The following is a 17,452-nucleotide window of genomic DNA, read 5'->3' as shown; positions in this document are numbered from 1 at the left end:
GGCTGAAAGCAGAAATATCACTCGGCCCTTGTGTGCAACGACGGCTGCGGCTCCATCGGCAAATACTCCAGCATCGCCGGTGTTGGCGGCGGCAGGCGATTATCGGCAATATCTCTGTCCACATCGATATGGCTGATCTCGCCATTCTCATGATGGTGAACCGTCAGCACCCTCGCCTTGTTCAGCTCGATAACCAGTTCCCGGGTAATACGCAAGCTTTCGGCCAGCTCATGGTCTTCCAGACCCGGCCTGCGACTGCGTCGCTCCACCCGGAAACGATACTGGTTGTACTTCGCCCAGCCTATTAGCACCAGCCCGTTGACCAGCGCGATAAGAATGTAAAACGTCACCGTATCCAGGGTCGTGAAAAAGGGACGAACTCCCATATACGGTGAATGCGCCAGTGCGACGATCAGCCCTTTATAAATCAGGTATAAAAACCCAATCCAGGCAATAAGCGTCAACACAACGTCGATGAGGCGCGGCAGCAGGCGCCGTTCGGTAAAAATCAGCGGTTGGTTCATGATTCAATCCTCCCGATACCGCGGTCAGGACTGACCCAGCGCGCCCTGCCGCGTTTGCGTTTGAGCATCACTTTGGGGAACGCCACCAGCGTGGTGAACAGACTCAGCATCCAGTACACCACCGGGAACCAGATGATCCAGAACAACGAGGCCCCAATCCCTTTTTCATAGCGCCGTTCAATCATCAGACTCACCGCGAACTGCAACAGGCAGACCACGCCGAGGATAAGTCCAGTGAAGGCTGGCGGGAACAGATGCTGGACATACAGCGTGTCTGGCATCGGGAATAGCAGCCCTAACAGGAACAGCACGATACTAACCGCATAAGCAAATGCCCAGGCGGTAGAGAAACAGAACTCAAGGAACAGCGGCCACATACGGCGGAATTCCCACGACCACAGGCGACGCATGTTAACGATAAACACCTCCGCCCCACCTTGTGCCCAGCGCAGACGCTGCTTCCACAGTCCTTTCAATGTTTCAGGCATCAGGATCCAGCACAGTGCGCGTGGCTCAAAGAATACCGACCAGTGGCGCAATTGCAGCTTCCAACTGATGTCGATATCTTCGGTGATCATGTCCGGGCTCCAGTAGCCAACTTCAGCCAACGCCCGGCGACGAAACGCGGCAACGACACCTGAAACGGTAAATATCTGCCCGTAGACTCGCTGGGTACGCTTGATTAAGCCGATAATCGACGAGAACTCACCGACCTGTACACGGCCAATTAACGTCGAACGGGTGCGAATACGCGGGTTACCAGTCACCGCACCAACGCGCGGGAACTGGATAAGCGGAGCCACGATATAGGCGACCGCATCACGATCCAGTAACGCATCCCCATCGATGCAGACCAGGTAATCACTGCGCGCTGCTGCTGCACCGGTCTTAAGCGCCAGGGCTTTCCCCTGGTTTTCCGCTAAGTGAATCACTCGCAGGCTTGGGTACTCTGTTGCCAGCTGTTCCAGTACATCGTGCGTGTCATCTGTCGAACCATCATTGATGGCAATAACTTCAATATTCTTATATCGCTGAGCCAGTGCAGCCTCGATCGTCTCACGCGCGTTGATCCCTTCGTTAAAACACGGGATCAAAATCGAGACCAGCGGATTTCCCTCCAAAGTAGGCGGTGGCGTTTCATCTCCCCATTTCCAGTGACGCTCACGGTAAAACCAGAAATAGACCCCGCCGCTTATCCACAATGCAGACATGAACAAGGGCCAGAAGAAGACAAAGTTCAACATCACTTCACCCGTGAAGACGACAGCCACGCCAAACGGCAGGCTGAACATCAGGCAAAGTATCAGGAAAGCAATTATGCGATCGGTCATTTTTGCGGGTACCAGTATGAGGAGAACGTCGAACGAATCTCTGACATCTCAGGTTTATCGCTGATGAAATCATCCGGGTAATAGCCGTAGTTGCCTGCGCCGCTTAACTTAAGCTGACGCATCCATTCGGCGAGTTGTTTACCACTGATTTCGGCCTGTTCCCCGGATTTACGCCAGTCGCGTGCCTGCAGTTCAAACACGGTTTTATCCAGCGCGCCGGGAGTCTGTGCAACAGCATTCACCAGTCGGTCGAGCCAGGCGTTAGCATCATTAGCCGGAATTTTTTCCATGAATGGCATCGCCATGGGGGCTGTCCAGTCATAGGTATTCAGGAAGTCATTCAGGTTTTGTGCAAACCAGGCTTCACTTTCAGGTTCCAGTACCGGCATAGCATAGATATTACGGGCGGTTTGCACCTGCGGACCGCGAATATTGCGTACCGATTGCGTCAACTGCTTAGTGAAGTCGATCAGCATCTTACTTTTCAGGCGAGTCCAGCGCTCAAACGCCTGAGGGTTATTACGGATTTGCTCGATGCTTCCCGGAAGTCCTGCGGCACGGTAGGCGGCTAACGCCTCCGGCGACGCATCTTCAAAATCCGTCAGGAAGGCATCATCATGGAACAAGATACCTTTGAAGCTGGCGTGCTTCGCCAGGTCTTCATAGATCTCGGTAATGCGTTTACGCGCTTCGCTATCCCACGGAGAAAGACGCACATACTGTTCACGATCGATAGCCGTACGTCCGGTTTTTGGATCCCATGCCGTTACACGCGGAATTGAGGCATCCAGATCGAAAGCCAGTACCGGCATCCAGGCGTACACGGTAACCCCAGCACGGGTTTGTAACTGCCAGGAGATATAGTTAAACAGATCGGCGCGCATCGGCAGCCAGCGGTTAGGGAAATAGACCTCGCGAATATTCCCGTCGCCCTGCGGATCGGCATATGCCTGCAGGAAGACATGAGAGATACGCATGTCATAAACACGCTGAATCAGCTTATCGATGTTTCTCTTCTGCTGGGCGGGATCTTTGTCATAGACGTAATCCAGGTCAACATGCATCACGCGCATCGTCTGCGGTTCACGCACCTGAGCAACCTGGCTGGCAAAACGCTTGAGCGATGGGTTATCAGAAATCAGTACGCGAGGGATATCATCAAGGAATGCCGCATTCGCCAGCCCTTCATTGAGCGTAAACGCCATCTTATAACCTTGCTCTTTGGCCAGGTTTAAAGTCGTCCCGCTGGCGGCACCGTATGGCCAGACCCAGGCACGTGGCGATTTCCCCGTTACCGCTTTAATTTTATTGGTAATCAAAGAGATATCGGTATTAATACGGCGATAGTATTGCTCGTCCGTTTCGTAAGTGCCGGTTTTCTTATCGTAAAGACGGTTTGCCACAGCAGGTTCTTTACTTCCCTGCGGGTTCGCCTCAGCACCGAAATGCGAGTTCCAGGTATGCGCGCCGATTTCCACCAACGGCGATTTGCCCATTTCCTCGACCATCTTCCAGGTGGCGAATTTATCGCGCGCCGTCATCAGGCCACCAAAATCGACTTTTTTGTCCGCAGGGGCATCCACCCAGCTTCCAACCGGTGCCCAAAGAGCTGGCCAGTTGTAAGCTTTCAGCAGCGGCCAGACGCGGGTATAGAAACTGCTATACCCGTCATCAAAGGTGAGCAGAACTGCTTTTTCCGGCAGCACGATTTTACCGTCATGAGCATCCAGAATTTGCTGGACGCTGATCGGGTTATAACCATTATCACGCAGCCAGGCTATTTGATCGCTCAGCGCGCTGGTACGCACAGAGAGGTAACGCTGATCGGCTGCATCATCCTCTACATCGTGATAGCCGAGAACCAAAAAACTATTTTTCGGCCACGGGTGATCGGCCGTCAGCGGCGTTCTCTCATCAGGAGGAACGTAGCGAGGCGTCGTATTGTGCGCACTACTGCACGCGGTAATCATCAACCAGCCAGCGATGAGTGCGCTAAGCCATAGGCATCTTTTCAGCATGAACAATCCTTAAAACCTGACATTCAAATCGAAAGCGAGGGAGATATTCCGCTCACGTTTACCGTCGTAGGGGCGTTTATCCCACACCAGCATCACCCCGCCATCTACGACGTTGTTCCATTTAAGCCGTTGACCGTAACCCAACTGGACGATGGCCCCTGCGTCTTCACCTTGTTGCCAGTAGCCGCCCACGCCAGCCACTCCCTGCTGTGTCCACACGGTGTCATAGTGTCGGTAAAGAACCTGCTCCGCGGTCAAGCCGGGTACCACGGAGAAATCACTTTTGGGGTTGTAATACGGCACATTCTCTTTGGTGTTGGTGCTACCGCCGATTCCCGGGGTAAAGTCCAGCGTGAAACGCGGTGTTGTCCACATACGCTCTTTTCCGCTAAGCCCGTATTCGATACGATCGTTACCATCCGAGAAATGTGAGGCAGCAAACGACAATTGATACTCTCGCCGTTCGTTTTGGTACCAGCGGACATACATATCGCCGCCGTTGGCATATACGCCGCTACGCAGCGCTCGCAGTGGCGTATTGCGGGAAAGACGCTCAGCTGACCCACCCACACGCCAGTTATCATTGAAGTCATGCCAGGCTGAAAGACGGCCCCCCATTTTCTGCCCGTCGCCATAATTACGACCAGACAGTTCCATTTCGGCCCAGTAATCACGTGAAGTCCATTCAGCACCGGCCGCCAGATCGCGGCTGATGCCTTTTCCTTCTTCAAACTCGCCGGTGGCAAAGTTGAAACCGGTAAACAGTCGCCAATTGTCATTAATCGGCGGGCTGTAAATCGCAGTATTAATGTTGAAGTCATTCTTACCGCTCACCGGGCTATCGGAGGAGATCCCCTGCGTACCGCTGATACGCACTTCCGACATTTTATGCACATCACGGATCCGTGCCAAGCGCAGCGTCGCTTCGTCATCCGGGCTACGGGCGATGACATCATCGGTCAGCTCGTCGGCCTGTTTCCACTCCTGAAGATCCAGCGCCACATAGGCCTGCTGACGCTCCAGCTCCAGGTTGCTGGGCTCGATCACTTCCGCAAGCTTTAGCTCTTTTTCCGCCGCATGTGGCAATCCACGGGCTTCCAAAACGGAGGCATAGGTTATGCGCAGCCCCTGGTTACCAGAACCCGTTCGTGCCAGATGTTCTGAGAGTTTTTCTGCCTCTGGCAGTTCATTGGCAGCAAGATGATATTGCGTCAGCAGCGTCTGCCCGAGCAGCCAGTTATCGTTAGGCTGTGGCGTTGGCGAGCCATAGATACGACGCAGATACGGGCTCTCTTTGATCAAGTCATCGACTTGTTTTTTAGCGGCAGCAAAGTTTTCATTATCAATATGCGCATAGAACAGATCCTGTTGATCTTCAGGACTGAGCGGCGTCACAGGGATAGGTCCGTTCGGATAATAGATGCTCGCCAGCATTGCTTCGGTCTTTTCCGGCTGACGTTCGCTGAGCCACGCCGAAGCCACCCAACGTTTGGCATAGTTGGGCACTTCACCGTCCGCGGAGAGAGATTCGTATTCCTGAATCACGTCGGCAGTACGCTTACGCACCAGCAGGGCGCCCATGCGATCAATTCTCGCCCGGCGCACATCGCCCTGGGCTGCGGGATCATCTTTCCAGGCTGCCAGCAACTGGTCATAGCGGGCAAGCGCTTTATCCGCCACGAGAAAACGCTCATCTTCATTTCGTGCAGAGGTATAAGAAGCGCGCACCTTTTCGGCTGCAGCATCAAGCGCCAGACGCCGCTTAACGGGGTCAGATGTCGGAACCTCTTCCGTCAGTTCCAACGCAGGTTCAGCGACACGGTTGGCTGACAGCGCTGACAACAGCGTGGATTTCGCATTTTTGTTACCCGGATCGACTTCATCCGCCTGGCTGGCGACTAACAGCGCATCCCAGTTTTTCCCCTGTGAATGATACACATAGGCAAGCAGTGCATCAGAGTCAGCCCCCGGATGCGCGCGTGCCCATTTATTTGCTTCAGTCAGGGCCTGCTGATTGTAACGTGCATCCGCCAGCGTCATGATCCAGCCGGTACGTACATCGGCGTTCTCAGGCTCTTCCTGTACAACGCTCTCCCAGAGCGCTAATGATTCATTCCAGCTCTTCTGATTGCGATACGCACGCGCAGCGGCCACTTTACCGCGTGCAGGCACATCCATCTGCCCACGATACCGCTGCCAGATATCAATGGTTGCTTTATCGTTGTTATCAACCCAACCAGATACTTGCAGCCAGTCAGCCACCTGATTTGGCGTTAACGCACTTTTCTTTCCCTGCTCCTCAAGGTAGCGCAATAACGGTGTGCTATTACCACCTCGCGCTTCAATAATCAACGCATCATAATCTGATACTGCTGCAGAGGCTTGCATTGGGAAAAGAACGCTTGCCGTAAATAAACAGGTTACTGACTTAAAGCGTTTAATAAAGTTGGCATGTCGACGCATACTGAACATATCTGCCCTTATATCTTACATCACAGTAAAAATAAGCGTTTTCAATAAGTTATAGTCATTCCATGACGATTGCCGACCATGTAAAGTGCACTGCCGCTTATTTCGTAATATGACTAGAAATCATTTAATTCTTTCGTCTTATTGACTCTCTATGACTCATCCACTCGTCGTTGAGAGGCAGGCGAAAGCTCAGGAATTTTATCACTCAGTGTGGGGTCTTGCTATGTTATAAGAAAACTCTTAGGCAAAAAAAGTATTTTAAACCAAATTATCCTAATACTCTTGGGATCGAATACTGGATTTAGATTAAGTTTCCGTGACGAAACCACGTAACGATGATAACTATTATCAGCAAATATAGAAACACCAGGTAACTGTTTGCCTGATAAGCATTTTGAGAATTGACAGGAAAAACCTGATAATTAACAGTAACTGATAACACTATAAATAACATCAGTTAATTTTAAACGGCTAAGTTTCAGGGTGAAACGAGCAACACAAAACCAGGTAAAAAGAATTAGATAAAGATGTAACAAAATGAAATTAAAGGATTTTATGAACAGTGGATTTACCCCCTACCAAAAATGGCATTGTGGAATCCCCTAATGAACCACCGCAGGTAATTGTTAATTTCACTATGCCCAAGTGTATTTATCATTCCACAAAACTGTACTTATCTATTTGTTAAATTATTGGCGATATCAACGACAATCAATTTTTACCCTTACAAAATACAAGCCTAATGCTATTGAATGATGTCCATTGAGCCATAAGCGTTTGCGCTTACCCTTTGCGCATTCTTTCAGGTAATCTGGCAAAAGACGCCAACGGGAGCTGGTCAATGAAAATCGTTAACGCAGAAGAAAAGCATATCCCCGCTATCCATACTATCTACGCACATCATGTTCTTCACGGAACTGCCAGCTTTGAGACTGATCCGCCAGATACCCGCGAAATGCTTGTTCGCCTGACTAAGATCCGCGAGCTGGGGTTGCCGTGGGTTGTGGCCCTGCAGGACGAAAAAGTCATCGGTTACTGTTATCTCACCCGCTACCGTGAACGCTATGCCTACCGTTATACGCTCGAAGATTCGATTTATATTGATCCGGCAGCACAACGTCAGGGTGCGGGCAAAGCGCTACTACACCATGTCATTACATGGGCAGAAACACACGGCTACCGACAGATGATTGCCATCGTCGGCGACAGCAATAATCAGGGATCGCTGAAAGTCCACCAACAGGTCGGATTTACCGAGGTCGGCACGTTAAAGAATATTGGCCTCAAGCATGGTCGCTGGCTCGATACCGTATTGCTACAACGTAATCTGGGTGAAGGTAACAGCACACTGCCGCCCGATGCTGGCGTGATACTCTGAGGGAAAACGGAGGGGGGGAAGACCCCCTTAATACTAATTAAGGCCGTTTGCCTGCTTTACCGACCAGCTACTCGCCATCTTCCTTTGCGAAAGCACCTTTTGCGCATCCGGGAGGATTTCCTGCACCTCATCAGGCTCACCGCATCTGCGGGGCGTTTTGGAACATAAAGAATATCTCATTCAAGGATAACCAGTTATCGCAGGTAAATTTATTTTTATAAGCGTTATCAGAGATTGAGTGGTTAATATTAAATCTAATATACTCTTATAATTCTAAAGTGATGCAGGGGGATTATTCAATAGCGAATAATCCCCCTGCACCCCCTATCGTTCTATAAATGGGACACTGCTTCCCACTTTTCAATCTGGACGGGTTATAACACATGAATTATAAATGCATCTGTTTTCTATCTCTGAGGTTACACCATGAACAAGAACATATTGATCGCAGTATGCGCATTAGGTTTTGTGAATATTGCACATGCCGAAGTATATAAATTAGATAGTACGCATACGAATGCGACATTTAATATCGACCATTTTCAGACATCAACCAACCATGGTGGCTTTTACTCCATCAGCGGAGAAGTGAAATATCTTCCAGAGAAACAGCAAGGTGAACTGCAGGTAACCATTCCTGTAAAGTCTCTAAATACCGGTCTGGAAGCATTTGACAAGCATATCCGTAGCAGCGATATACTCGATGCAGAAAAATATCCGGATATTGTATTCAAATCAACAAAATGGAACTTCTCTGAGGGCAAGCCCGCCTCCATTGAAGGGATGTTGACGATGAAGGGGGTTACTAAACCTGTCACGTTAACGACGACAAAATTCGGCTGCTATATGAGTCCGGTTTTCAACGCTCAGGTCTGCGGTGGTGATTTCTCTGCAAAAATTGATCGTACCCAATGGGGGGTTGATTATCTCGTCAACATAGGAATGAGCAAAACAGTTGATATTAACATTCAGGCTGAAGCAATACGCCAATAACAAGGAAGTAAGAATGAAAGTGAATAAAACAGTTCTGGCCATAGCCTCTGTGGCTATGATGATGTCATCGGGTCTGGCGCAGGCCGAAGCATATAAAGCCAGCACCGAAGAGCACCCCATTAAAATGGTTAACATTGACTCTCTTGAAAATCAAGTAAAAGCCAGAATGGAAAAGGGAGCATTTGGTTATATTCGTGGAGGCGCGGAAGATGAAAATAATCTGCGCAGCAATACCGAGAGCTTTGATAAGAAATTTATCGTTCCACGAGTATTGCAAGGTATTGAATTAAAAAATATCAATCTTTCAACCAGCTTGCTGGGCATTCCGCTAAAAACACCAATTATCCAGGCGCCAATGGCAGCCCAGGGGCTGGCGCACGAAACCGGTGAACTCGCCACAGCCAGAGGGATGGCCCAGGTTGGTTCAATTTTCTCTTTAAGCACCTACGGAAATAAAACCATTGAGGACGTTTCCAGAGCATCAGGGGGAAATCCGTTCTTCTTCCAGCTCTATATGAGTAAAAATAATAAATTTAACGAATTTATATTAAATGAAGCGGTTAAACATGGTGCAAAAGCGATCATTCTGACAGTCGATTCACCTGTTGGTGGATATCGCGAAGACGATATAAAGAATAATTTCCAGTTCCCTCTCGGCTTCGCAAATCTTGAGATGTTTGCGAAGCAGAGTGATGACGGTTCAAAAACAGGCAAAGGTTCTGGTATCAGCGAAATTTACGCACAAGCCAAACAAGCCTTCACTCCGGAAGATATTAAATACGTTCACCAAATCTCCGGTCTGCCAGTCATTGTGAAAGGAATTCAGTCGCCGGAAGATGCAGAGGTTGCTATTAAGGCCGGAGCTGCAGCTATCTGGGTTTCTAACCACGGGGGAAGACAACTCGATAGTGGGCCATCCTCATTTGATGTACTGCCCTCTATCGCAAAAGTTGTAAATAAACGCGTGCCAATTATTTTTGATAGTGGTGTACGTCGTGGTTCACATGTATTTAAAGCTATCGCTAGCGGCGCTGATATCGTGGCTATTGGACGTCCTGTCCTGTACGGTCTAAACCTCGGCGGAGCTCAAGGTGTTGCTTCTGTTGTCGAGCAACTCAACAAAGAATTAGTCATCAATATGATGCTCGGTGGAACCAAAGATATCGAACAGGTGAAAAAAACCAAATTGTTGACCTTACGTGATCTGGAAGAATAAGAGCATACTTTGGGTTAACGGCATGAAATATTAGCCCCCTCTATTCCACTCAGCAGAGCCATTATTAAAGAATAGATAATAATGCTGAATACCGGCCACTATGGCCGGTATTTTATTTATTCGCCATGAAGGAAAAACGCCTTAATATCCAAAGTTCAAGCAGGATCTAATCCTGAACATTAAATTGTGAAACGGTTCGCACGCATATGACATGCATATTTTCAATATCGTCAAGGTTCAAGTCAGAAAAAATCGTGGTTGCACGTCTTTTCGGGTTTAACCCGTCGAAGTATGCTTTTCCCGACTCTCATCAGATTCAGGATCGCTTTTCGGCAGTTGTATTAATGCCACAATAGTCCCGACAACGGTCACGGCTACAACAATACCTATCCACACCCCGTAAAGCGCATACCCCATAATGAATCCACCCAGCACTGGCGCGAATATATCCGTAATCGCATTCAAGGCCTGCGCGCTTCCCATTACGAGACCTTGCCGTTCATTAGGGGCATGAACTGACAGGGCGGCTAGATAAGTCGGTTTCGCCAGCGCATCACCAGTACTTATGCAGAGTACCGCAAGAGCAAGTACGGGGATGGTACTGGCAAAACCGGCTATCAGAACGCCACAACAAATAAGCGAGAAAATAAAAATAATCAGATTTCGCTCCGTTGCGTATCTGTTGAGCGAGCCCAGCAGAAATATCTGGACAATCACGTTAATGATACCATCAGCCACAATAATAAAACTCAGTTCCTTTGTACCGAACGCATGACTATTCCAGATAAATGTCTCACCAAGAAAGACGGGCATCTGTGAACTGTACAACCCATATGCAAAGCAATGGCACAGCATCAAAATAATCAGGGTACGGATCACAGGAGACATCAACACAGTACTGAAAGGGACTTTTCTAGTACCGTTAATTACTTTTTGCGGGGGAACCGACGAGGCGTTATTTAGCAGGAGCAATGTAACAACACCAGCTACAAGAGTGAACATCACCGCAGCGTATAATGGTGCGACCAGCGAGTATTCTGATAACAGACCCGCAAGACCGGCACCCAAAATGCCTCCCAACCCTACGCAGCCTGTCAGAATACCAATGGCCTGTCGCCGGTGCGATGGCAATGAATAATCTGCAATGTAAGCCGCTGCAACCGGGATATTTCCAGCCGTGATACCGAATAGCATCCGCGCCAGCATGACAATAATTATACCAGGGGCACTTGCCAACATAAGCAGGCTGACGGTGCCGAGGAACTGGCTCGCAAACAATATCCTTTTGCGTCCAAACCGATCGGATAGTTGGCCCAGCACAGGTGCTGAGGTGAACTGGATCAAGGCTTCAGTGGCCATGATTATCCCCAGAATGAGCGGAGAACCGCCCATATCCCGCACGTAGAAGGGTAACACTGGCAGTACCGCGGCCGTACCTGCGGCATACAGACTGACCATCACAAAAATAGGCAGGCACATACGCCATTCCTGAGTACTCATCTTCTCTGCGGCTATTTTCAGTGAGGGATTAATAGCCATCTCCGGCTCCTCCTGCATCCATGATGAATACCGTACGGCAGCGACTGTCGTCACAGCCCCATGCCCGTTCAAAGTCGGAAAATGGAACTGGGCTGTACGCTATTTGTAGCCCTGCAGGAATGGTTGCGCGCAGGACGTCACTTGCTATATCCATCAGACGTGGCATCGGGACACTGCCGTGACCGCTACCCATAATGTGTATCGCCGAGGACCGCAGAACGGAGCCAGGAAGCGTGATGTCAGGGGCCGAAACAGAACCGACCTGCACAAAGCGTACAGGGGTTGCTTCACGACCGGCTCGGGCAGCCGCCATTAACAGAAACTCAGCGATTGGCCCCCACAGGTAATCAATGACGATATCAATACCATCATGAAAGGCCTGCATAAGCTTAAACTCGTGGGTACTGGCGTTTTCATCAAGCAGAATTATCACGTCCGCACCAAGCATCTCCACTTCCCTGAGTGCACTAGCATTACGACCAGTGGCGATAATTCGACCTGCGCCGAGGTAACGCGCAATCTGAACAGCAAGACGGCCTGACGTACCGGTAGCACCGTTGATGAGAACAGTCTCTCCAACCTTTAGCGCTGCGCGTTCGGTAAGGGCCATCCATGATGACATGCCGGGATTAACGATTGCGGCAGCAGTGATATCATCAACTTCATCAGGCACCTGTACACATAGCGAAGGGTCTGTCACGGTCATATCAGCCATACTGCCATGTGGCGGTCGTGGTAGTGCAAAGTAAACCCGTTGACCATTACTGAGAGAACCAACACCATCGACCCCGGCCACAAAGGGAAATAGATTATCCGAACTGTAGTGCGTACCCGCAGCCCTCGCTCTGACGACGTTGCTTATCGCTGCAGCCTTTACCCGAATAAGCTGTTCGTTTCCTGCGGCAACTGGAATACCCAATCCCCCCAAAACGGGAGCCTTTCCCTCTGCAGTCACTAATGCAGCTCTCATGATTAACTCTCCGTGGGTAATAGGTGGACGCCCATACGGGCCATATATAAGTCGAATTTAGCGGTATGGTCCGTGTGGAAAAATGCGCCAATATACCCGTCCGGACGAATAAGCACGCATTCATCTCTCCTGAGCGTATAGGTGTCGTTAATCTCCCCCCAGGTATCAATGACATCACCACTCAATCCGATATAGTGGATATGCAATCCTGGGCGTGGCCTGATGCTCACACCGGCGACTTTACAGACCAGTAGCGTCCAGTGTGGGCCCCGAAATAACAGAAACAGCCGTGAAGGTTGACCCGCAGCACCGCAGAATCTGGCATCTGGAGCACGGTCTCCCGCTCTCAGTCCCGCTGTACGCTCTGGCAGTTCCTTTGACAGCGGAGATTCTGGGTAGCCAATATCAAGCTGGCGAACATCCCGGCCACGTTGGAATGAACCACGCTGTCGGTGCTCATCAAGCAAGCGGGTCGACAGACACAACATATCTGCAGCAACCTGCCGACGTTCAGTCTCATAACTGTCGAGAAGATCTTCGCGTGCACCCTGCAGTGAAGCGGCCAGCTTCCACGCAAGATTTGAGGCATCCTGCACACTGGTATTAAGCCCCTGCCCGCCGGTTGGTGGATGCACGTGTGCGGCATCACCCGCAAGAAAAACTCTACCGACACGGTAACGTTCGGCGAGGCGCGCGTTCATATGGTAATCTGAGGCCCATGCTACCGACTGCACCAAGATGTTCTGTCGTCCCGTTCGCGTGGCAATTAGCGCAGTCAGCCCCCCGGCTGACAGGTCTGTCTGTGCATCCGGTAAAACAGGAGCCTGTATCTGAAACAGACCGGTACCCGCTAGCGGACATATCGTGAGCATCCGTTGCATATCGCCCTCACCGAACTGATGCCAGACATCCCGGCTGAGCCCGGTTAATACGACATCTGCGACCAGAGCGTGCACGTTCAGTGTTTTTCCTGGGAAATCCACACCCAGGGTCTTCCTCACCAGACTACGACCACCATCCGCACCGACCAGGTAGCAGGCATGAACCGTACTTTCATTCTCATTAGCACAAGACAAACGCGCGGTGACATGGGAGTTGTTTTGCACGAAACCAGTCAGCCTGCAGCCGAATTCCACGTTATGGCCCAGTTCATTAAGTCGTTCACGCAGAATGCGTTCGGTAGTGAACTGCGGAACCATCAGGGGAAGGCTATAAGGCTCTTCTGAGGTCGGACTGACCTGCTCTGCAATATCAGATTCAGTGTAATTGCCGTTATCCCGATAACGGCGCTGGCGTGGGTACAATCCACCGGCCGCTACAACCCGATCCAGGACTCCAATATCTTCAAACATTTCCTGAGTACGGGGCTGAATACCTTTCCCCCGCGACCCAGGAAAAGGAACGGATATTTTATCAATGAGCCTGAATGTGACACCGCGGCGTGCAAGTTCGATGGCCAGTGTCAGGCCACACGCTCCTGCTCCGCAAATCAGTACGTCAATCCTGGAATGGCTTGTCATAAATGCCCCAATATGTGTATTATGCACTTAACAGGAGTCATACTATGTCATCAAATAAAAATGTGCAAGATACACATATTACCGAACAAATGAAGGTGCTTCACAGTGCCCTGTTGACAATCGTCAGCGTTATGAACCAACCGCGCAATGATGAGAAAATGATCGAAGAGGCGGGGATTAAACTCGATCGCGCGCTCTTTTCTGTGCTTGTGGGGATAGAACGGTTGGGTCCCATAGGGGTAGTAGAACTCGCAGAGCGGACAGGAAGAGATTACACAACGATTAGCCGACAGGTCGCCAGACTGGAAAAACTGGAACTTGTGATCCGCCGGGAAAGCGATGCGGATCGCCGCGTACGTGAGGCGGTAATATCCGCGAAAGGCAAGGCGATGACAGATCTCATTGATGCCGCTCGTGAACGGATGGGCAATGAGGTTTTCAGGGACTGGAGCAGAGATGAAATTGATGTATTTGTGCGCCTCCTTGATAAATTTGCCCGTGCGCTTAACAAATAACCGGTGATATCTCCTGCATATTGTGGAGTCAGTCCTGGCCAAGAGCCTGGTTTTCGAACGGTTTTGTGCAAAGACCGCCACAGACACTGTGGCCACATCAACGATTGTCATTACGCTGATAAAACCAGGTTCTTAATTGCGAATGTATATCAACAAACTGAGTTTCAATGAGTAAAACTATTGAAAAGCGTTAAGCCGTATCCCTTAGGATTCAGTAAATTGGAATACTTTAAGAAAGGTCATGGAGCGGGCGAAGGGAAATCCCCCCCGCTCCAAAGATCTCGTAATCCCATAGATTTATTAACAAAAATTTGACGCATTGATAGGAGGGTTTTGTAGGGGGAACTACAACTTTCTTGCAATGCCACCCCTCAAAGCGGACAGTTTTCGAGACTCCGGCAAAAGTAATAATTCTTTGAAGATGCAACAGAAATACGATTCAACTCACGCACTTTATGAACATTGATCTTAGTATCTGGAGCATTAGCAAAGAACACATGCTGAGGAGACACTGGAATAAAAGGCGTTAAACCATCACTATCTCCAGGATAGTAATCAGCAGCTAAAAACTCCCCCCTAGCAGCTGTCCATAATCCCCATCTTATTGGTTTCATGAAATGGCTAGCTTTATCGATCATCATTTGTATCTCAATACCTTTAGCGAAGTGATGCGGAAGTTCTCCACCTTCTGCAATAAATATTGCATGCTTACTTTCCACAATCTCTTGCTGATCGATAGTTAACCCCCCTCCTGTAACACCATTAAGTAGTAAATCTTTTTTCTCACCATCTCTTGCAGACCCTCTAAGGCGCCACAAATGGAAATAACGAGTTATAGCGTCATGATTTCTATTTATGATGGTGGTATCAATACTATCGATCACCTCAAAAAATGCGTTTTCTATACTGTTCATATAACCTTTTTCAGCGCGTTGATCCCAAGCTCTTTTTGCACAAAAAAGAGCAGCATCTGGCTTACGCTGCACCCATTGTGAAATTGATTTATCAAAAACGTTCACCAAACCTTTTTCACCGGCAAACTTTTTTATGCAATGAGCTGCGTGGATGTGTTGATCAACAACTAATTGATAAGGATTTCTTTTTTGAACTCTTCTGAAATTTGGCTGTGTCATAATGATTTCCCAAGCGCCCATAACCGAAACATAGACGCAGACTCACCGCTAGGTGAAATATTAAGGTCTCTCCTCATCTCGATAAGCAGCAACGACAGTAACTCATCATAACGCTCAAGTGTTCGGCTCGGATTGTTTGACTTTGTCTCGTCCTGAAACCCTTGCAGGGCTTTGATCACTGATGCTGGTGCAACGAGATTGAGGTTATTGCAAGCTAGCGCAAACCGCTTTTGCCCTTGAAAATTATTGCAGCCTTCAAGAATGTCACTCAGACTTGAAACAAGTTCTTTATAGTGATCTAAGCGTTCTTTTCGTAACTCGGCTTCTCGATCACATTTTATTGTGAACCAGTAACTAACAACTGCAACTACTAATGCCGTAGAGGATGCTATTACTGTCGTGACAATTGCAAAAGCCATCAACTCACCCCCGCGATATATCAGTTCTTTTCTCAGATAAACGCCACTGTAACGCCTGCGTAACGCACCTGTATTTTGATGTTTTATTAACTGTCATAGGAAGAAAGAGGCTGATGACACGAAAAATTATCAGGATTACATGAACACGGTTCATTCATCCAGCCTTAGAATTCTTACCCTTACACCTGACGCTACTTTCTCAGTTTGCCCCATCGCACCGCCGAAACAATACCCCAGTTGCCACTAGGATAGTGCCTGCGCCATTTTGCCGTCTCCATGCTGCGGAGCTTCTGAAAACGTCCCAAAGCGCTTCTGAGCGGTCTTATCACCCACACCAAAGTAACCATCTCTGGAACTCGCCAGGCCGGGGTGAAAACACGAACCATCGCTGCGTATGGAACGAACAGCTCCAGGTCATTATTTTCGGATGAGTCAGGCGCTAACAACTGCCACGACTCAACACTGAGAGCGTAAGCCAGCACCTCAATCGCATCCAGAGACGCATTAGAACCGCCGCGTTCAATGCGGCTCATATAGCTGCGTGCAAACCCACACCGATCAGCAAACGCTTCCTGACTCATTCCGGTAGCAACGCGCAACGCTTTTACCCTCTCGCCAAACTGTATTCTCAGGGATTTTTTCATGCACTGAATGTGCAATATTGACCACTGTAAGGCCACGCTCTATATGAGACATTTTGAATCTAAAAGTCCTATTTGTGAGCACACTCTCCCCGCAAGAATTTTATATCACCACAATCAATAGATTCAAAAAAACACCAATAGTGACATATTAAATCCACAAAGTGTGATGATCGTCATTGGTTTGGCGTCGCCATCGTTCGCTATCAGGCGCGATGCGGTTTGGAAAGTGAGGGAATCATGGCAGGAGCAGACTTTTTATTACCGATGTCAGCGGGAGCCACGCATAGCTGGGCCAGTTATGGTGTGGTAGCCCATCTTGTATCAAAGCAGCACATCGGCACGCGACGCGCAATTGTATAGAGGCTCTGGGCACTCTCTCATTGGTGCTGGGCGAATACCACTTCTCCAGCAAATGCGCGGCAATAGCTCTGGCATTTGCAAGGCGAGTTGTGCGGGTAGAAGCATGAATTTCACGCTGCCCTATCAGGGCGCGATAACGAACCGGAACGGCGATCCGCAGAACATAGATACCGCTTGGACGTCGATAGAGATTATCACGCTGCGCCATCAGCTGTATGACCCCCTTGTAGGAGGATCACGAGCGCTGTCACGTATGAATCAGAAAAGGCGGAGGGATGAATACGTTAGGGAGTTTTTGGAGCGGGCGAAGGGAATCGAACCCTCGTATAGAGCTTGGGAAGCTCTCGTTCTACCATTGAACTACGCCCGCGAAGAGGTGTGTGGGCCATTATAGACCTTACGCACCCTCTGACAAGCCCA

General features: G+C 49.4%; 13 protein-coding genes, 1 tRNA gene and 2 pseudogenes. 4 read left to right on the top strand and 12 right to left on the bottom strand.

Going from position 1 to position 17,452, the window contains the following annotated elements; genetic code table 11:
- Positions 1-17: 17 nt before the first annotated feature.
- Genes pgaD through pgaA form a run of 4 tightly spaced genes read right to left on the bottom strand, consistent with a single transcriptional unit; the run spans position 18 to position 6,345 of the window.
- Complete coding sequence (pgaD, locus tag NNO03_RS15330; RefSeq protein WP_271449899.1) at positions 18-524, bottom strand: poly-beta-1,6-N-acetyl-D-glucosamine biosynthesis protein PgaD; 507 nt, start codon at positions 522-524, stop codon at positions 18-20.
- Complete coding sequence (pgaC, locus tag NNO03_RS15325; protein WP_040232145.1) at positions 521-1,855, bottom strand: poly-beta-1,6-N-acetyl-D-glucosamine synthase; 1,335 nt, start codon at positions 1,853-1,855, stop codon at positions 521-523. Before pgaC ends, pgaD begins: the two co-directional genes overlap by 4 nt.
- Entirely contained in the window at positions 1,852-3,873 is a 2,022-nt protein-coding gene (gene pgaB, locus NNO03_RS15320) for a poly-beta-1,6-N-acetyl-D-glucosamine N-deacetylase PgaB (RefSeq protein WP_137382670.1), read from the bottom strand. The genes pgaC and pgaB overlap by 4 nt, the downstream gene beginning before the upstream one ends.
- A 9-nt stretch (positions 3,874-3,882) precedes the next feature.
- Positions 3,883-6,345 (bottom strand): poly-beta-1,6 N-acetyl-D-glucosamine export porin PgaA, encoded by a 2,463-nt coding sequence (pgaA, locus tag NNO03_RS15315; RefSeq protein ID WP_271449898.1) that lies wholly within the window; start codon positions 6,343-6,345, stop codon positions 3,883-3,885.
- 841 nt (positions 6,346-7,186) lie between these two features.
- Here pgaA and NNO03_RS15310 point away from each other — a divergent pair.
- The 3 genes from NNO03_RS15310 (at position 7,187) to NNO03_RS15300 (ending at position 9,932) form a co-directional block, all read left to right on the top strand.
- Positions 7,187-7,723, top strand: coding sequence for a GNAT family N-acetyltransferase (locus tag NNO03_RS15310; RefSeq protein ID WP_271449897.1), 537 nt, complete (start codon positions 7,187-7,189; stop codon positions 7,721-7,723).
- A 426-nt stretch (positions 7,724-8,149) separates the two neighbouring features.
- A complete protein-coding gene (locus tag NNO03_RS15305; protein ID WP_271449896.1) occupies positions 8,150-8,716 on the top strand; it encodes a YceI family protein in 567 nt (188 codons plus the stop codon).
- A gap of 13 nt (positions 8,717-8,729) precedes the next feature.
- Positions 8,730-9,932, top strand: a complete 1,203-nt coding sequence (locus NNO03_RS15300) for a lactate oxidase (RefSeq protein WP_271449895.1) — start codon at positions 8,730-8,732, stop codon at positions 9,930-9,932.
- Between the two features lie 276 nt (positions 9,933-10,208).
- Here the strand turns inward: NNO03_RS15300 and NNO03_RS15295 are convergent, their stop codons facing one another.
- Genes NNO03_RS15295 through NNO03_RS15285 form a run of 3 tightly spaced genes read right to left on the bottom strand, consistent with a single transcriptional unit; the run spans position 10,209 to position 13,961 of the window.
- On the bottom strand, positions 10,209-11,471 hold the full coding sequence (locus NNO03_RS15295; RefSeq protein ID WP_271442499.1) for an MFS transporter: 1,263 nt from the start codon (positions 11,469-11,471) through the stop codon (positions 10,209-10,211).
- Positions 11,461-12,441, bottom strand: a complete 981-nt coding sequence (locus NNO03_RS15290; RefSeq protein ID WP_271442498.1) for a zinc-binding dehydrogenase — start codon at positions 12,439-12,441, stop codon at positions 11,461-11,463. The genes NNO03_RS15295 and NNO03_RS15290 overlap by 11 nt, the downstream gene beginning before the upstream one ends.
- A gap of 2 nt (positions 12,442-12,443) precedes the next feature.
- Positions 12,444-13,961, bottom strand: a complete 1,518-nt coding sequence (locus NNO03_RS15285) for an FAD-dependent oxidoreductase (RefSeq protein ID WP_271442497.1) — start codon at positions 13,959-13,961, stop codon at positions 12,444-12,446.
- A gap of 44 nt (positions 13,962-14,005) precedes the next feature.
- Between NNO03_RS15285 and NNO03_RS15280 the strand changes: the two genes are divergently transcribed.
- The gene (locus NNO03_RS15280; RefSeq protein WP_271449894.1) at positions 14,006-14,476 is read left to right on the top strand and encodes a MarR family winged helix-turn-helix transcriptional regulator; all 471 of its coding nucleotides are present in this window, start codon (positions 14,006-14,008) and stop codon (positions 14,474-14,476) included.
- A 371-nt stretch (positions 14,477-14,847) separates the two neighbouring features.
- Here NNO03_RS15280 and NNO03_RS15275 read toward each other — a convergent pair whose 3' ends face one another.
- The 5 genes and pseudogenes from NNO03_RS15275 to NNO03_RS15255 all read right to left on the bottom strand — a co-directional run bounded on the left by NNO03_RS15275 (position 14,848) and on the right by NNO03_RS15255 (position 17,402).
- Positions 14,848-15,609 (bottom strand): hypothetical protein, encoded by a 762-nt coding sequence (locus tag NNO03_RS15275; RefSeq protein WP_271449893.1) that lies wholly within the window; start codon positions 15,607-15,609, stop codon positions 14,848-14,850.
- On the bottom strand, positions 15,606-16,028 hold the full coding sequence (locus tag NNO03_RS15270; protein WP_271449892.1) for a hypothetical protein: 423 nt from the start codon (positions 16,026-16,028) through the stop codon (positions 15,606-15,608). Before NNO03_RS15270 ends, NNO03_RS15275 begins: the two co-directional genes overlap by 4 nt.
- 191 nt (positions 16,029-16,219) lie before the next feature.
- A pseudogene (locus tag NNO03_RS15265) lies at positions 16,220-16,672 on the bottom strand (helix-turn-helix domain-containing protein).
- 406 nt (positions 16,673-17,078) lie between these two features.
- A pseudogene (locus NNO03_RS15260) lies at positions 17,079-17,240 on the bottom strand (DUF6538 domain-containing protein); the annotation flags it as partial.
- An 88-nt stretch (positions 17,241-17,328) separates the two neighbouring features.
- Positions 17,329-17,402, bottom strand: a tRNA-Gly gene (locus tag NNO03_RS15255).
- Positions 17,403-17,452 lie beyond the last annotated feature (50 nt).

The sequence above is a fragment of the Citrobacter sp. Igbk 16 genome (assembly GCF_028069755.1).
In the GTDB taxonomy this organism is placed as follows: domain Bacteria; phylum Pseudomonadota; class Gammaproteobacteria; order Enterobacterales; family Enterobacteriaceae; genus Citrobacter.
Note: the sequence above shows the minus strand (reverse complement) of the source record. Positions and strands in the feature narration are given on the sequence as shown.

Excerpts from the sequence above, each read along its gene's own strand:
- NNO03_RS15275 (WP_271449893.1), bottom strand. The coding sequence starts at position 15,609 with ATGACACAGCCAAATTTCAGAAGAGTTCAAAAAAGAAATCCTTATCAA.
- pgaD (WP_271449899.1), bottom strand. The coding sequence starts at position 524 with ATGAACCAACCGCTGATTTTTACCGAACGGCGCCTGCTGCCGCGCCTC.
- pgaC (WP_040232145.1), bottom strand. The coding sequence starts at position 1,855 with ATGACCGATCGCATAATTGCTTTCCTGATACTTTGCCTGATGTTCAGC.
- NNO03_RS15295 (WP_271442499.1), bottom strand. The coding sequence starts at position 11,471 with ATGGCTATTAATCCCTCACTGAAAATAGCCGCAGAGAAGATGAGTACT.
- NNO03_RS15270 (WP_271449892.1), bottom strand. The coding sequence starts at position 16,028 with ATGGCTTTTGCAATTGTCACGACAGTAATAGCATCCTCTACGGCATTA.
- NNO03_RS15300 (WP_271449895.1), top strand. The coding sequence starts at position 8,730 with ATGAAAGTGAATAAAACAGTTCTGGCCATAGCCTCTGTGGCTATGATG.
- NNO03_RS15310 (WP_271449897.1), top strand. The coding sequence starts at position 7,187 with ATGAAAATCGTTAACGCAGAAGAAAAGCATATCCCCGCTATCCATACT.
- pgaA (WP_271449898.1), bottom strand. The coding sequence starts at position 6,345 with ATGTTCAGTATGCGTCGACATGCCAACTTTATTAAACGCTTTAAGTCA.
- NNO03_RS15285 (WP_271442497.1), bottom strand. The coding sequence starts at position 13,961 with ATGACAAGCCATTCCAGGATTGACGTACTGATTTGCGGAGCAGGAGCG.
- NNO03_RS15280 (WP_271449894.1), top strand. The coding sequence starts at position 14,006 with ATGTCATCAAATAAAAATGTGCAAGATACACATATTACCGAACAAATG.
- NNO03_RS15290 (WP_271442498.1), bottom strand. The coding sequence starts at position 12,441 with ATGAGAGCTGCATTAGTGACTGCAGAGGGAAAGGCTCCCGTTTTGGGG.
- NNO03_RS15305 (WP_271449896.1), top strand. The coding sequence starts at position 8,150 with ATGAACAAGAACATATTGATCGCAGTATGCGCATTAGGTTTTGTGAAT.
- pgaB (WP_137382670.1), bottom strand. The coding sequence starts at position 3,873 with ATGCTGAAAAGATGCCTATGGCTTAGCGCACTCATCGCTGGCTGGTTG.